14 protein-coding genes and 1 tRNA gene are annotated in these 16,522 nt (G+C 48.9%); 9 read left to right on the top strand and 6 right to left on the bottom strand.

Going from position 1 to position 16,522, the window contains the following annotated elements:
* From B160_RS0116165 to B160_RS0116205, 8 genes are all read left to right on the top strand, one after another.
* A partial coding sequence (locus B160_RS0116165) for a transposase (RefSeq protein WP_018628248.1) occupies nt 1-292 on the top strand: 292 nt, incomplete at its 5' end.
* 99 nt (nt 293-391) lie between these two features.
* Nucleotides 392-1,789 (top strand): glycoside hydrolase family 88/105 protein, encoded by a 1,398-nt coding sequence (locus tag B160_RS0116170; protein WP_018628973.1) that lies wholly within the window; start codon nt 392-394, stop codon nt 1,787-1,789.
* A gap of 130 nt (nt 1,790-1,919) precedes the next feature.
* Nucleotides 1,920-2,591 carry a response regulator transcription factor gene (locus tag B160_RS0116175; RefSeq protein ID WP_018628974.1) on the top strand — a complete coding sequence of 224 codons (672 nt, stop codon included), beginning with the start codon at nt 1,920-1,922 and terminating at the stop codon, nt 2,589-2,591.
* Between the two features lie 2 nt (nt 2,592-2,593).
* Entirely contained in the window at nt 2,594-3,874 is a 1,281-nt protein-coding gene (locus tag B160_RS0116180) for a sensor histidine kinase (protein ID WP_018628975.1), read from the top strand.
* Nucleotides 3,875-3,927: 53 nt separating this feature from the next.
* Entirely contained in the window at nt 3,928-4,380 is a 453-nt protein-coding gene (locus B160_RS0116185) for a PepSY-like domain-containing protein (protein ID WP_018628976.1), read from the top strand.
* Between the two features lie 241 nt (nt 4,381-4,621).
* Nucleotides 4,622-4,771, top strand: coding sequence for a hypothetical protein (locus B160_RS31985; RefSeq protein ID WP_018628978.1), 150 nt, complete (start codon nt 4,622-4,624; stop codon nt 4,769-4,771).
* A 183-nt stretch (nt 4,772-4,954) separates the two neighbouring features.
* Nucleotides 4,955-6,772 carry a cytochrome c oxidase subunit I gene (locus B160_RS0116200; protein WP_018628979.1) on the top strand — a complete coding sequence of 606 codons (1,818 nt, stop codon included), beginning with the start codon at nt 4,955-4,957 and terminating at the stop codon, nt 6,770-6,772.
* Between the two features lie 9 nt (nt 6,773-6,781).
* Nucleotides 6,782-7,231: a PA2169 family four-helix-bundle protein gene (locus B160_RS0116205; protein WP_018628980.1), complete on the top strand. Its 450-nt coding sequence runs from the start codon at nt 6,782-6,784 to the stop codon at nt 7,229-7,231.
* Between the two features lie 173 nt (nt 7,232-7,404).
* Here B160_RS0116205 and B160_RS0116210 read toward each other — a convergent pair whose 3' ends face one another.
* The 5 genes from B160_RS0116210 to B160_RS31725 all read right to left on the bottom strand — a co-directional run bounded on the left by B160_RS0116210 (nt 7,405) and on the right by B160_RS31725 (nt 15,503).
* Complete coding sequence (locus B160_RS0116210) at nt 7,405-9,558, bottom strand: DUF2231 domain-containing protein (protein WP_018628981.1); 2,154 nt, start codon at nt 9,556-9,558, stop codon at nt 7,405-7,407.
* 44 nt (nt 9,559-9,602) lie between these two features.
* Entirely contained in the window at nt 9,603-10,628 is a 1,026-nt protein-coding gene (locus tag B160_RS0116215; protein ID WP_018628982.1) for a 6-bladed beta-propeller, read from the bottom strand.
* A 213-nt stretch (nt 10,629-10,841) separates the two neighbouring features.
* Nucleotides 10,842-12,290 carry a DUF1501 domain-containing protein gene (locus B160_RS0116220; RefSeq protein ID WP_018628983.1) on the bottom strand — a complete coding sequence of 483 codons (1,449 nt, stop codon included), beginning with the start codon at nt 12,288-12,290 and terminating at the stop codon, nt 10,842-10,844.
* 31 nt (nt 12,291-12,321) lie between these two features.
* Entirely contained in the window at nt 12,322-14,637 is a 2,316-nt protein-coding gene (locus tag B160_RS0116225) for a PSD1 and planctomycete cytochrome C domain-containing protein (protein WP_040680008.1), read from the bottom strand.
* 719 nt (nt 14,638-15,356) lie between these two features.
* Nucleotides 15,357-15,503 carry a hypothetical protein gene (locus B160_RS31725; RefSeq protein ID WP_157558105.1) on the bottom strand — a complete coding sequence of 49 codons (147 nt, stop codon included), beginning with the start codon at nt 15,501-15,503 and terminating at the stop codon, nt 15,357-15,359.
* Nucleotides 15,504-16,036: 533 nt separating this feature from the next.
* Between B160_RS31725 and B160_RS0116245 the strand changes: the two genes are divergently transcribed.
* Nucleotides 16,037-16,120 (top strand) — tRNA-Leu (locus tag B160_RS0116245).
* Nucleotides 16,121-16,252: 132 nt separating this feature from the next.
* Here the strand turns inward: B160_RS0116245 and B160_RS0116255 are convergent.
* Nucleotides 16,253-16,522, bottom strand: a 270-nt coding sequence (locus tag B160_RS0116255; RefSeq protein ID WP_018628988.1) for a transposase, incomplete at its 5' end; no start/stop codon positions are given.

Here is a 16,522-nt window from a genome sequence, read left to right on the forward strand (position 1 = left end):
AAGGATTAAACGGATCATAGCAGATCGTGCCTATGATAGTGATAAGGCTGACAAAGAGCTTAGAAAACAGCAGGTGGAACTGATCGCGCCACATCGTTCTAACAGAAAGGCCAAACCCACCCAGGACGGACGACCCTTGCGGCGCTATCGAAATCGCTGGAAAGTGGAGAGATTGTTTGCCTGGATTCACAATTATCGAAGATGTTATGTGCGTTACGAATATCATGATACCAACTTCCTGGCCTTTGTTCAAATAGCTTGCATTATGATCATTATGAAAAAATACTTTTGAGATGGCTTCTAGAGATTCGTATTCTTTGTGAAGGCCTGTTGTGTCGCGGGTCCGTTCTGTTTTTGATTTTATTTTTTTATCTTTTAATGAAGATCGTATATGAAAGGCGTTTATTTATTATTGGGATTGGTGTTGGGATCTTACAGGCCGTTGGGCGCGCAGACAGCCCCGTTGGCCAATGATTCCAATACCCCGCTGCACCTGCTTGCACCGGACTACCGGATACCTTATAAAGAGTGGAACACGGGGGAGATCCGGGAGCGCCTGGGCCGCATATTGGCTTATCTGAACAAGACCACACCTGCGCGTGTACTGGATGGAAGATCGCGGAAGGAGATCACCGATCACGCAAAAATAGACCGGTATGCGCAGGTGGAGCGGGGCAGCTTCCGGTTAACGAGCTATGAATGGGGCGTTACCTATTCAGGGATGATGGCGGCGGCGGATGCCACCGGTGATCCCGGCTATCTGGAATACGTTACCATGCGTTTCCGCTTTTTGTCTGAGATGGCGCCCCGCTTCTCCCGGCTGGCTGAAGCGTTTCCGCTTTCGGACGGACAAATGCGCCAGGTGATCAGTCCCGGTGCGCTGGATGATGCGGGTGCCATGTGTGCAGCCATGATCAAAATGAGCCGTTTGCAGCGGGATCCGGATTGCAGGAAGATGATCGATCATTATATCGATTTTATTGAAAATAAACAATACCGGCTTACGGACGGCACTTTTGCCCGGATGCGCCCCCAGGCCAATACCCTGTGGCTGGATGACATGTATATGGCGATCCCGGCCATTGCCCAAATGGGCGCTTATACCGGGGAAAAACGCTATTTTGATGAAGCCGCCCGGCAGGTGGGCCTGTTTGCCAGGCGCATGTTTGTAAAAGAAAAGGGATTGTTCATGCATGGTTGGGTCGAAAGCGCGGCAGATCACCCCGCTTTTCACTGGGCGCGTGCCAATGGATGGGCATTGCTTACCCTGACGGAGCTGCTGGACGTTTTGCCAAAAGACCATCCGGAAAGAACGGATATGCTGGCCCTTTATAAAGCCCAGGTGAAAGGGATCGCTGCCTGTCAGTCAGGAACGGGATTCTGGCACCAGCTGCTGGACCGGAACGATTCCTATCTCGAAACTTCGGCCACCGCCATCTTTGTTTATTGCATCGCGCGCGGTATTAACAATGGCTGGCTGGATGCCATATCCTTTGGGCCTGTAGCCCAGTTGGGCTGGAGCGCTGTTGCTACAAAGATCAACGATAAGGGGCAGGTTGAGGGCACCTGTGTCGGCACGGGCATGGCTTTTGATCCGGCATACTATTACCATCGTCCGGTAAATGTATTTGCGGCTCATGGTTATGGGCCTGTGCTGCTGGCCGGGGCGGAAATGATCCGTCTTCTGAAAAAGTTTCACCCCCGGATGAATGACAGCGCCATCCAGTATTATTTAAACAGGCAGGACTCACCCAAACCCATCTTTGAAGTGGAGCAAGCAGGGTATTGACCAGACGGCGCGTAAGGATATGCGCTGCGGCCTCTTTGCTACAGCTTGTTGTTTTTCGGAAAATGCCCTAAAATCCCAATTCTTTCCAGAATTGAGCAGGACTTTTACCTACTTATTTTAAATTCGGGGTATGAAAGTCTTGGTTATTGAAGATGAATCAGAGCTGCAAGGAGTGATCCGGGATGCCCTGTCTAAAGAGGGATATCTGACAGAAACAGCCGGCAATTTTGACCAGGCGCTCGATAAGATCATTTCGTATGAATATGATTGCATCCTGCTGGACATTATGTTGCCGGGAGGCAGCGGTCTGGAATTGCTTTCGGAAATAAAAAAGAGTAATAAAAAGCAGGCGGTCATCATCATTTCAGCAAAGGACTCCGTAGAAGATAAGGTCAGCGGGCTGGACATGGGCGCCGACGACTACCTGACAAAACCCTTCCATCTTGCCGAATTGAATGCCCGGGTAAAATCTGCCATTCGCCGGCAAAATCAGCATGGGGATCATAAATTGCATTGGCGGAACATAATCCTGGATCCGGACAACCGGACCGTTTTCATCAATCAGGAAGAAATAAGCCTGAACAGAAAGGAATTTGACCTGTTGTATTATTTCATCACCAATCCCGAACGGCTCATTAATAAAACGTCCATAGCTGAATATGTGTGGGGCGACTATATGGAACAGGCGTCCAGCCTTGATTTCGTGTATTCGCAAATAAAGAATTTACGAAAGAAGCTCACGGCTGCAGGTGCAGACGGAGACATACAGTCGGTATATGGCGTCGGATATAAGATCTCCTGAATATGCAAAGACGATCCCTGAAAAATTATACGCTGCGCTACCTGGTAGTGGCCATTTTGGCGATCATCGGTGTTTGGGCCGCAGCTTTTTATCTGGTAGTTATTGAAGAAGTGTACGATAACATCGATGACGGTTTAAAAGACAGCCGGCACCGGATCATCAGCGAGGCCGGATCGGATCCGGAAATACTCAATACGGGGGAGTTCGGCATCACACAGTTCAAAATTACCGGATTACCCGGCGCTCATCATGATACCAAAACCCAGATCTACAACTCCGAACTATACCTTCCACAGCAGGACGACAAAACATCCGTGCGCATCCTGGAAACTATTTTTAAAAACGGACGACAATACTACCGGTTAGAGATCTATACGTCCACCGTTGAAGAAGACGACCTGCTGGAAGACCTGCTCATAGCCCTGGCGGCCCTGTACGTTGCTTTGGTCGTGAGCATCGTTATGCTGAATCATTTTATTTTGCGTAAAGCGTGGAAACCCTTTTATAAGATCCTTGATAAGCTGGGAGGGTATCGGCTGGGATCTTCCCGGAAGTTTGACCGGTCTGATCCGCGGATCATAGAATTCAATAACCTGGAAGAAGCGCTTGAGGCAATGATGGAAAGAAATGAAACGATTTATTCGCGCCAAAAGCAGTTTATTGAAAATGCTTCCCATGAATTACAAACGCCCCTGGCGATCGCTGCCAATAAACTTGAGCTGCTGATGGAAAACGAACAGCTTACAGAAGATCAGCTGCACAAGATTGAGGAAGTGAACAATACGCTTCATCGCCTGAAGAGGATCAATAAATCGCTACTGACCATTTCCAAGATCGAGAACAAGCAATTTCAGACAACGGAAACGATCTGCTTCAATGTACTTTTGACCCAACTGCTGGAAGAGTATGCCAGCCTGGTTCAGTTTAAAGAGATCCGGATAACGCTTGAGGACCGGGGAACATTTGAAGTGAATATGAACCGCGATCTTGCCACTGTACTGGTCAGCAACCTGCTGAAGAATGCGATCGTGCACAGCGGGAAGGGCCGGCTTGTTGAGATATCCATTGCACCCGGATCATTCCTGATTAAGAATGAAGGGGACAGTCCGTTGAACACGGCACTTATTTTTGAACGGTTTCACAAAGGCGGACAGAACGAGCATTCTACCGGTCTTGGGTTATCGATTGTGCAATCGATTTGCAATCTGTACGACAATATATTGCTCAAATACGATTTCAGGAACGGTCATTGTTTTGAAATCATAATGCATAAGCCGGTTTAATTCCCAATTGTTTCCAGGTTTGATGCGGAGCTTTGCAGTATAAAATCAAATTTATGAAAGCAAAATTAAAGTTAAGTGTGGGAGCTGCCCTCATTGCGGTTGCAGCGTTTTTTGGATCGAAATCAGCAGCACAGGAAACCCCGATCACCAGATCGCAGCTTCCAAAAGCAGCGCAGGCGTTTTTGACAAAGTATTTTCCCGGCCAGGAGATCAGCCGCATCATCCGGGACAAGGAGCTGATGAGGACCGAATATGAAGTGTACCTGGCGAATTCAGTAAAAGCGGAGTTTGATGGAAATGGTGCCTGGAAAGAGGTAGAGAGCAAGCAGCAGCCATTGCCTGTAACTTTTATTCCTTCGAATATAACCCGGCATATCTCAGCAAATTTTCCGGCTCAGAAAATTATAAAAGTGGAGAAGACAAAGGCAAAATATGAAGTAGAGCTTTCCAACGGTATGGACCTGGATTTTAATGCGAAGGGAAATTTTTTAAGAGTGGATGATTAGCAGGGTGATACCTTCCGAAAGATCCGGTTGATAACCAGCAATGAATCCGATGGCGGTGTTAAAGGTCCCTGATGGCGCATGATGGTTCTGAACAATTTCGGAAACGACAGGCAGGGGCTTTTGATACAGCCATTCGATCTAAAAATAAAAGAAGCCTTGTTGCTGCTGCCTGCAAGTAAATGCTGGCAAACATTTTGTTTTATAATTGCAAATGGCAGAAGACAGAAGAAACAGCAATTCTATGAAACAAAGAAAGAATAAGAAAAAGCCGGCCGCGTTGAAACCCGATGCTGAGACCCTGCACACGACAGATCCGCCGGATAAGATGCAGGGCCCTGTGTCAACGCCCATGCATGAATTAGAGAAAGTATTTGATACCGCTGAACCATAAAGCCCGTCGAAAAAGAAAAAAGAAGATTCCGGAAGCTGACAGGGCTGAACCGGATCTGTTTGGTTTTCTTAACCTGTTTCTTGTCCTCCTCTTCCTGTACGTTGCAGTCTCATGAATAAGCAACCGCAAACTGTGTCAAATCGTGCACATTTTGTAGAAGTTTATCCACACAATAGTATTACCATGAGCCCAATAGCACACACGCAGCCGGAAGCAGCGGAAGGCGGTTCTTATACGCATCCCGGCAACATACCTGCACACGCTAAAGAGCATTTTATAACAAGATACATATTCAGCCAGGATCATAAAATGATCTCCAAACAGTTCCTTGTTACGGGCATGATATGGGCAATGATCGGCGGATTATTTTCCGTATTGTTCCGTTTACAGCTGGGCTTTCCGGATGAGCGCTTTCCGGTTCTTGAAATATTGTTTGGTCATTGGGCCGCAGGAGGAATGATAAAGCCGGAATTTTACTATGCCCTGACCACAATGCATGGTACCGTGCTTATTTTTTTTGTTTTAACAGCGGGGTTGAGCGGCACATTTGCCAACTTGCTGATACCTTTACAGGTTGGCGCGCGCGACATGGCTTCTCCTTTTATGAATATGCTATCCTACTGGTTCTTTTTTGCAGCGAGTGTGGTAATGTTGTGTTCCTTATTTATTCAGACGGGCCCTGCGGCAGGCGGCTGGACCGTTTATCCGCCTTTAAGCGCCCTGGGCAGCGCATCCATTGGGTCCAAAGCGGGGATGGACTACTGGATCGCCGCAATGATCTTATTCGTTATTTCTTCGCTGCTGGGTGGGCTGAATTATATCAGCACCATTTTGAATATGCGTACCAGGGGCATGCATATGGCAAGGCTGCCACTGACCATCTGGGGCTTGTTGTTTACGGCTGTGCTGGGCGTACTGTCGTTTCCGGTATTACTGTCGGCACTTGTACTATTGTTATTTGACCGGCACCTGGGCACCAGTTTTTACCTCAGTGATATTTATATAGGCGGCGAGGCCCTTTCCAGCGAAGGTGGGAGCGCGTTGCTGTTCCAGCATTTATTCTGGTTCCTGGGGCATCCGGAGGTGTACATCATTATTCTGCCCAGCATGGGCATTGTATCGGAGGTGATATCCGTAAATGCGCGGAAGCCCATTTTTGGCTATACGGCAATGATCGCTTCATTGATGGCGATTTGCGTACTGTCATTTTTAGTATGGGCGCATCATATGTTCACAACAGGATTAAATCCGTTTGTCGGGTCGGTCTTTGTGCTGTTCACATTACTCATTGCGGTGCCTTCCGCTATTAAAGTGTTTAACTGGCTTACCACTCTATGGCGCGGAAGCATCCGGTTTACGCCCGCCATGTTATTTTCTATCGGTTTTGTAAGCTTATTTATTTCCGGGGGATTGACCGGTATTTTTTTGGGTAATGCTACCATAGATATCCATTTGCATGACACGATGTTTGTAATTGCCCATTTTCATATCGTAATGGGCGTGTCTGCATTTTTCGGAATGTTTTCCGGTATCTATCATTGGTTTCCCAAGATGTATGGGCGGTTTATGAATAATACTTTAGGATTTATCCATTTCTGGATAACCCTTACGGGCGCCTATCTTATCTTCTGGCCGATGCACTACGAGGGATTTGCCGGTATGCCCCGCCGCTACCTGGATAAAAGCAGCTGGGTGAGCTTTGGACAATTCCATCGCCTGGATGCGATGATCACCGTGGTAACGATCATTGTTTTTTCTGTTCAGCTGTTATTTCTATTCAATTATTTTTATTCCATATATAAAGGCCGCCGGGTAAGAACAGTAAATCCCTGGCGGGCCAATACCCTCGAATGGACAACGGCGATCCGGCCGGGACATGGCAACTGGGAGGACGAGATACCGGAGGTATACCGCTGGCCGTACGACTATAGCAAGGATGGCAGGGACCATATTCCTCAAACCGAGCCTGTAACCGCGCCTGAGAATTTAAATGACCCTTAAATTAATTTTATGAATATGCTTATTGATGGAACCGTACTCAATGATCTGCTCCGGATCCATAAGGACCGCATAAACGGCTACGAGCGGGCCATCGCAGAATTAAAGGACGCAGAGGACGCCGACCTGGCAGCCCTGTTTCAGAAGCTTACAGAAGGCAGCAGCAACTTTATTGAAGAGCTGACTGCAAGGTTGGAAAAAATGGACCAGCCGGTGGCTACAAACAGCACCGCCATGGGCAAGATCTATACCGTGTGGATGGACATCAAAGCCTACTTTACCGGCAATGACCGGCAGACGATCCTGAACAGCTGTGAGGCGATCGAAGATGCCGTAAAAAAGGCATATGAAAGTGCTCTGAGCGAACCCGGATTATTGCCGGAAACATTTTTATTGATCCGGGAGCAGAGCAATAAATTGCTGTTTGCGCATTCGCAGGTAAAAAAATTGAGAGACGCGTAACACCCGGCGGTGATAGCCAGGGCAGCAAAACGAATGGCGATATCGATCGTGTTGCGGATATAGATCTCAATGAAGCAGGCAAAGGCATCTGCTTCCATTGGCCTAAAGGGCCTTCACATCGCATTATACGGGAAAGTATCGGCCTGAATTATAATTCAGCTTCGTATAACATCCTAATTTAGCAGGATCTCATCAAAGAATACCCAGCCCTTCTGGCCCTTGCCTTTATGCCAGGAGGGAAGACGGCTTATTGGTTTTGCAATTAATTTGATGACCTGGACCGCCTGTTCCGGAAAACGGCATTCATAACCCGTGGTATAAGTGGATGCCGCTGAATCCGGCTGCGGAGGACGGGATCGGGCCAGTAGTTTCAGCGACTGAGCGTTGGCGCCTCCCCAAACCTGGAACTCATGGGCGGGCATAATATAGCTGTTCACCGAGATGAGGGAACTAAAGGTAACGGAGCCGATCCTTGCCGGCTGTTTAAAAAACAAATAGGCTTCAAACGGAGCTTCCTTGTATCCCACCCATTCTTTTGTACCAAAGTTTTCTTTTCCCAGCTGCTCATCGATCAGTGTTTTTCCTTCCCGCGCCCTTGCCTGGTATTCTTTCTCCGGCAGGGTGATCAGTTGGATGCTGTCGGGTTTAAGACGGCTTTTGTAAAAACTTTCTTTTGAAACATCGCTGGTGATCCATCCGGGCAGGTAAGACCTTGCTTTGATGGTCGTAGCTTTATCGATGGGAACGGGTTGTTGATATACGGGGGAGGTAAGGCTATCGGGCTCGCTGCCATCCAGCGTATAGCGGGTCACGGCGCCTTTTACAGGATTTTTTATTTCAAGGGACAGCGTGGTTTTGAAGATCCGTTGCTCGGTTTTGATAACCGGGGTGCTCAGCTTGGCAACTACGGTATCGCCTTTGTACCCGATATCAAAAACAGTTCTCCGGAAACGGTTCTTCAGCGCCGCCAGGTCCTTATCGGTAAATGCCGTGTTCCAGATCTGCACCGATTGCAGGCTTTTCAACGGGGCAAGAACATTGAGCTGCCCCGGCCGGATGCCGGTTCCGGAAAGCGACAATTGTTTCAGATGCTGCAGCCCTGTAAGATACCGGAGCCCGTCTCCCTTAACGGATGTAAAAGATATATTGAGCGATCGCAGATTACTAAAGGTACCCACCGTTTTAAGGTCTTCATCTGTTACCGGCATCTTGCTGAGCTGGAGGGACACAATATTGTTCCTGATCTTTTCGAGTTCTTTTAACTGTTCCGGCCGGAACCGGGCGATCCCGTAAAAGTTTACCGCAAGGGCAGGCGAGCCCTGTGCAAGAGGAGCTATGACCCGGTATTCTGTATTCAGTCCCGCGATAACATTTTCGTCCGCAGCGGCAAAATCGTAGGTGTCGGTATCTCCGCTTTTAAAGAAAGTAGCGGCAAGCACCCGCAGCGAATCGCTGCCGGGCAGGTCGGTGACCTTCTTTGTGAAGCTGGCGCCGCCTTTTATCCATAAGTAAAGGACCCTGGCTTCTTCTCCGGTAAGTTGAGGTTTGTTTTTCGGGGGCATATGTTCTTTGCTGTCGGGCGGCAGATGAATACGCTGCATCAGGAGCCCCAGGTCGGCAGCGGTGGTATCCCATAATTTCCCGTTTTTTCCGCCTTTAAGCAGGAGCTGGGTCGTTTCCATAACCAATTCGCCTTTTGCTTTATTGAGGTTATGGCAACCCATGCATTTGTTTTCGAGGATGGGTTGTATCAGGTGCGCATAGATCACCGCATCTTCGAGGGGTACCGCAGGCCTTGCATCCTGACCCATTACCGGTGAAAGAAGGAAATCATCTCCATGCGTAATCGTTGCGCCTTTATGACCGGCGATCAGCAATACAAAGCTGCATGAAAGGCCGGCAGCAATGGTAATGCCCCTTTGTTTCCGGATCCGGTTCCGGAAGGCGTACCAGCCAAGGCTTAAGAAGGAGCAGGCTGCCCCCAGCCATTTATGCAGTTGGATGGCATCGCTGTCGTATCCGTCTTCCTTTGACAAAAGCAGCCCCATCAGGGCGGCGATGACCGTAGTGAGTGCGGCCGCCAGCAACAGCGTATTGGCAAAACCTCTGAGCGATTGCTGTTTCGCGGAAAGGAGCTGCAGCTCGAATAAAAAAGCCACCAGCAACAGCACAATGGGAAAATGCAGCACCAACGGGTGGGCCCTGCCCAATACCTGCATAAAGGAAGGTACCCGGAGGTAGTGGTCGGAAAATAACAGGAATAACAGCAGGCCATTCAGGGCAATGCACCCGTTAAAGAGGATCTCCTGCCATTTCATTTGCTTCATAATCAGATATGGTTTGCGCGCTTCAACAATTGCAGGGTCACCTGTTAAACGACGGGTTCTAATTTATACGGATATACTTTTCCGGAATTCCACTGGGCCACATACAGGTTTTCCTCATCGTCTACGCATACATCATGCGGATACCGGAAAACAGGATCGGTCTGGTAGAGCTCCTGTAGTTTCCCGTCCGCATATTGAGGCGCGCAACCCGCGAGATTGGAAATGACCCGGTTGTTCTTGTCGAGAATGGTTACAAAACCGGATTGCTGATCCTGTTTGCGATTGCTTTGCAGCACTGCGGCGTACAGATGCTCCCCCTTTATAACGGGGCGGCATACCCAGGCGCCGGGCATCGCAACGGTATCCATATATACTCCGTCCATCGTATATCTTTTAAATGCGTTTTGCTTTCTGGAGGTTACGATGAGCACCGGCTTTTTATGGCGGTGGTCGATGCAGATGCCGTGCGCATTGAGCAGGTGTTGCGGTCCATTGCCACGGCCGCCGAAATGCCGGATATAGCGGCCCTTCTGGTCGTACTGGATCACATAATCCCTGCCATATCCGTCTACCACATAAATATCCCCGTTCGGCGCTATTGTGGTTTCTGTGGGGATGTATTCTTCAGGTTTGGTGTAGGCGCCGGTTTCCCTGGGGTAATCCAGCACCAGCAATACCTTTCCGTCGATGGTTGTTTTAATGACCTGGTGCCGGGCATTATCGCAAATGAACAGCACGTCTGTTCCGTTTTCGTCAAAGAGCGTCAACCCGTGGGCACCGGGATATTCGGTACCCCAGGCGCTTAAGAATTTTCCGCTTTTATCGTAGATGATCACATTGTTCTTTGTTTCATTGGTCAGCAGCAGGATGCGGCCTTTACGGTCCTGTATCATTTCATGGCAATCCTTTACCGGGTACCGGGCCACATCGGCGCGGCTCCAGTTCGTGTTTAACCGGAATTTTTTATTACCCTGTCCTAAGATGACATTGTTTTTTATCATCCACTCCGGGCTGTAAAGGATGCCGGTAACACCCAATGCAGTATTCCGGATGAAATTCTTTCTGTTCATATTTTTTTATTGGGGTGTAAGAAATGAAATGTTGAAATTGAGATATTGAAGGTCAGATCTTTGATGCGGAACACCCGATGGGAACGATTGCCACTGACATGTCTTTCCACGAAATAGAAAAGCATTCCGGCCGGAGCGAGGCATATTCAGTTGTAACGGGATCTTCATTTTCATACTTTCACATTTCTACATTCTCTCATTTTTCAAATTCGTTTACGCCATCAGGCCCGTCACAATTTTGCCGGCCACATCGGTAAGCCGGTAACGGCGTCCCAGGTGCTTGTACACCAGGCGCTCATGATCAAGTCCCATCAGGTGCAATGCCGTGGCATGGAAGTCGTGCACGTGCACCGGGTTAGAAACGATGTTGTAGCCAAATTCATCGGTTTCTCCATAAACGCCGGGCTTAACACCGCCACCGGCCATCCACATGGTAAAACAGCGGGGATGATGATCGCGGCCGTAATTGTCTTTTGAAAGCGCCCCCTGGCAGTAATTGGTCCGCCCAAATTCCCCGCCCCATATCACAAGGGTTTCGTCCAGCATGCCCCGCTGCTTCAGGTCGGTGACCAGTGCTGCGGATGCCTGGTCTGTATCCCTGCACTGACCCGCCAGCTCGTTGGGAAGGTTGCCGTGACTGTCCCATCCCTGGTGGTACAGCTGTACAAAGCGCACACCACTTTCCGATAGTTTGCGGGCCAGCAGGCAGTTGGCGGCATAAGTACCCGGTACCAGGCAATCAGGACCATATAATTTAATGATCGACTCCGGTTCTTTGCTGAGATCGGTCACCTCGGGTACGGCGGTCTGCATCCGGTACGCCATCTCATATTGCTGTACTTTGGCTTTTATTTCCGGGTCGCCCACAACACCATAGCTCTCGTTATTGAGCTCCGAAAGATGATCCAGCATTTTTCGCCGCTCCGTCTTGTCCATGCCGTCCGGATCGTTCAGATAGAGTACAGGATTTTCCCCATTGCTGAACTGAACCCCCTGGTGGATAGAGTCTAAAAACCCGTTGGTCCAGAGTTTTGAATATACGCCCTGTCCATTGCCCTTTCCTTTGGAGAGCAGCACACAAAAAGCCGGCAGGTTCTTGTTTTCACTGCCGAGCCCGTAGCTGAGCCAGGCGCCCATGCTGGGGCGGTTGCCTACCTGGGCGCCGGTCTGGAAAAAGGTCAGCGCCGGATCGTGATTGATGGCTTCTGTATACAGGCTTTTGACAATGCACAGATCATCAACGATGCGCGCGGTATAAGGCAGCAACTCGCTGATCCATGCCCGGTGCGCTCCGTATTGATCGAATTTGAAAATAGTGCCAGCCAGTGGAAATTTTGACTGATTGGCCGTCATGCCGGTAAGACGCTGCCCCTGGCGTATGGATTCGGGCAGATCCTGCCCCTGCATCTCGTTTAATTTGGGCTTATAATCAAACAGGTCTAACTGGGAAGGAGCACCATTTTGAAAAAGATAGATGATGCGCCGGGCTTTGGGGGCAAAATGGGGCAGCCCGGAAACAATGGCTTCCTCTACATCCTTACTGCTGAAAAGATCCGGGATGAGCAGTGTGCCCAACGCTGCGCCGCCAATGCCCATGCCCAGCTTTGTGAGAAAGCGGCGGCGGTTGTGGTTGAGTCCATGTTCCAGTACTTCTTTTTCCATGTTATAATGTTTAAAATATTCAGCGCGGTGCCTATGTTTTCACAATGGCTTCTTCCATATTATAGATCATATTGATGACCCGCATCAGCGCCGCGGCTTTTGTAATATTGGCGGGACTTCCGCTGTGTGGGTATTCCCCCGCAGCTATTGTTTTTTCGGCTGCTGCTTTTTTGGTTTTAAATACCGTAAGCTGGTCTGTATAGTATTTTTTGAGGATTTCCATTTCCCGGGCAGCTGGCTTGCGGCACAGGATGCTTTCAAATGCGATGTTAATGGCGCGGCCGGCATCGTTTTCTTTTTCCGACAGCTTTTCTGCAAAGACCCTTGATGCTTCGAGCACCGTTGGGTCATTCATCATGATCAGTGCCTGCAGGGGCGTATTGGTGGTCAGCCGGTTTACCTCGCACTGATCCCGGTTGCTGGCATCAAAGATGATCATGGAGGGTGGGGGAACGGTGAGTTTTATAAACGTGTAGATCCCCCTGCGGTAAAGATCCAGGCCGATGTCCTGGTTATAGCTTGTAAGCGCACCCCGTCCGGAGGTGGCGGCTTCCCAGAGTCCTTTGGGCTGATACGGTTTTACGCTGGGTCCGCCAATGGTCTTATTCAGCAGGCCACTGCTGCCCAATACCATATCGCGGATGCTTTCTGCCGGCAGCCGGATGCGGGAGGCCCGCGCATAGAAGGCGTTGTCCGGGTCTTTTTCAAGATCTTCCGGGCTGCTCTTTGATGATAGCCGGTATGTAGCGGAGAGGAGTATTTTCTTAATCAGTCCCTTAATATTCCACTCATGTTCCATAAAATCTGCCGCCAGCCAGTCGAGCAACTCCGGATGTGTGGGCAGGTTACCCTGCATACCAAAATCGCCTATTGTTTTTACAATGCCTCTGCCAAACAACTGTTCCCATACCTGGTTCACGAACACACGTGCGGTAAGCGGGTTTTGTTTGCTGACAGTCCATTTGGCCAGTCCCAGCCGGTTCGGCGGGTACCGGGTCGTGTCAAAACGCATTACAGACCGCAGGGCGCCTGCGGTTACCACTTCGCCATGCTGGTCATAGACACCACGGTTGAGCACATAGGTGGTACGCACCGTATCCAGCTCACCCATTACCGACACCCGGATGCTGGCGGTGTCTTTTCGGTTGATGAAAGAGAGCAGGCCCCTGGTGTCGTCTGCCGTTAAGGTCAGTACCGGGGTTTTTGCAGGTCCGGAGTTTACCAGGCCTTCCAGTCCTTTTTCTTTGCTGGTGTTAAAAAAGGCAAACAGCTGGTAATAGTCCTTTTGGGAAATGGGATCGTATTTATGATCATGGCACTGGGCGCATTCGGCCGTCATCGCCAATATACCTTTTGAATAGGTCTTTACCTTGTCGATGGCATATTCCACGCGGTACTCTTCCGGTATCACGCCGCCTTCTTCGGTTATTTTATGGTTGCGCAAGAATGCAGTGGCCAGTAGCTGTTCCTTACCCGCATCGGGCAGCAGATCGCCCGCAAGCTGCCAGGTGATGAACTGGTCATAGGGCATATTGGTATTGAAAGCATGGATCACCCAGTCGCGGTAAGGCCATTGGGTCCGGATATCATCGTCCTGGTAACCATAACTATCGGCGTAGCGGGAAATATCCAGCCAGTGAATGGCCATCTTTTCTCCGAACTGCGGACTGGCCAGCAGGCGGTCCACCGCTTTTTCATAGGCTGCCGGAGCTTGATCCGCTTCAAATACCTGCTGCATTTCCAGGGTGGGGAGCAAGCCGGTAAGATCCAGCGACAGCCGTTTCAAAAGCGTGCTTTTATCGGCTTCCTCATTGGGCTGAAGGCCGTGCTCCTGCATTTTTTCAGCGGTAAAATAGTCGATCTCATTTTTCGCCCATTCTTTATGATCGATCTCCGGCAGGGATGTTTTTTGAGGCGGAATAAAGGCCCAGTGTTTTTCATAATGAGCACCCTGCTCGATCCAGCGTGTGAGAATATCTATTTCTTTTTCATTCAATGCGCCCAGGTGCGATTCGGGTACGGGCATCTGGTAGGAGGAATCCGTGGAAGTGATCCGTTTGATCAATTCGGATGCGTCCGGTTTACCGGGCACGATGGCATAAGCGCCTTTAGTTTCCCTCAGCGGGGCTTTTGCATTGGCCTCGATATCCAGCCGTAGCCCTGCTTCCTGTTTGTTCCTGTCAGGACCATGACAGGCAAAACATTTGTCGGAAAGAATAGGGCGTACATCATAATTGTAACTGATCTTGTCCCTGGTATTGCCTTTTTTGTTCCTGCAACCGGCAGTCCAACAAACAATGACGATCGCTACTGTAATGAAGCAGGCAAACGTTGTCGTAACTTTCATCCTTCTAAAGATAAAAATAATGTTTCCGAAAAGGATTTTCAGCAAGGTAAATTTAAGTATAAAGTATCGTTTGTAGCAGCTTTTGGTTCATTAGAGTATAAAAAAACATCGCATTACATACATGATGTATAAACATACGGATGATTTTGGACCTGCGATTGTTTGCCGGCGTCATTTCGGAACCGGAGGAATGCATGGCCGCCTTCTGTTTCAGTTACCCGCCGCAGGCCTGCTGAAGGGTCATGTATTGTACGGAAGTGATATGCCGGGCAGGCGATGGTACCGGGCTGGTAATACCGGATGAACAGATATGTTTTCTTTATGATTCTTTTCCCGGGTTTTTGAACCATTCATATTGTCGAGCAGGTAGTGATTGAATTCTGATTTCAGCCTGGCGAACTGTTTCTCCATTAAAAGGAGCTCATTGTGTAAAAGGAGTACCGCGCTTCAATCAGTTTACTCTCCGGCCGGTAGCTTTCCGGAACCGGAACGGTTCAACCGGGTCAGATCATCGCGGAAAATGCCGGTCCGTTCGTCGTTCCGGATCAGCTTGTTCTGGGGATCTCGATACCTTCCAGAAGGTTGTCGTCAAAGTTGGACCTTAACACTTCGGGTAACCTGTTTTCATAATGACGGATTCTTCCATCATGAATATGACCGCTCTCTTCCGGGTTTCGCATTCATACCGGGTCTGTTGAAATTTAGGGCCATCCATATTCTTATACCTGTGTTGTGCGTAGTAAAGACCCTGTTCTGTTGAACATGGTCGGTGAAGTGAGGAAGGCCCGCTTCCATAACGGCAACTGGTCTGGCTGCAACATCTGGTATCCCTTCCGGAAGCGGGAATATATGCTGTATCGTTTCATAAAAGAGTTGTTTTATTGTTTGTTCTGAAAACGCGGCAATGGTGGCCGCTGCTGTTTATTATACATAAGCTCCTAAAGTAGCAAGTCCGGATCTCCGGTGGAAGGAGCAGGGTTAGGAATAGGGCTGATTTACGTCGTGACCGGTTGCTGTTATCCGGCAGCAGAATCAGGAATGTCTGCGTATAAAAAAATTACCGTTCAGGATCTTGCCATTTAAAACAGAACGGCGGTTCCCTTGCAGGGTATCCTTAGAATGAGACGCTGCAATGAAAGTGGTCAATGCCCCCGGATGATCCCTGTTACAGGCGGCTGTATGTTGTGCCGTTCGCTGTTAAAAAAGGCGATATTTTTTAAAAAAATGCTGCATTTATTTCTTCGCATTTCAATTTTTAGCCTATATTTGCACCCCTGTTGGGCAGTTGCCTGCAGGATTTGAAAGATTCAGCTCTTTTATTTGGATGGTTGGCCTTTGGTAATACAGGCAGGGATCGCAATGATCATTTGATCTGCAATCGAAGAACAATCGGATCAATGCCCGGGTGGCGAAATTGGTAGACGCACTGTCTTCAGGTGGCAGCGTTCGCAAGGATGTGCTGGTTCGAATCCAGTCCCGGGCACATCAAACCCCTTTGTAAATTTTGATTTACAAGGGGGTTTTTTGTTGCCGGCGCACCGCTTTCCCCCTTATGTGATCCATAATGTGATATATAAAAAGGAGAAAATGGGGATCAGGTTGAAAAATTGGGGGATCAGGCATAAATATTAGCGAGTCTGAATAGGAAAAAGTTAATATCTCTTACCCCTCTTGCAGCGGCTCTGAAGGCCTTAATTTTAGCGTTAAAAGATTCTGCCGCTGCATTGGTGCTTCGATTATTAAAATAATTAAGGATACTTTGATGATGGGTTTCAATGGATCTGGCCACCGTTCGAAATACTTTTAATCCGGAATCTTCCACTTCATTATACCAGAGGGCCAGTTTTTTGAATGCGATTATTTTAGCCGTACAATTGGAAAAAAT

Origin of the sequence: Niabella aurantiaca DSM 17617, from assembly GCF_000374125.1 — a bacterium.
Classification (GTDB): domain Bacteria; phylum Bacteroidota; class Bacteroidia; order Chitinophagales; family Chitinophagaceae; genus Niabella; species Niabella aurantiaca.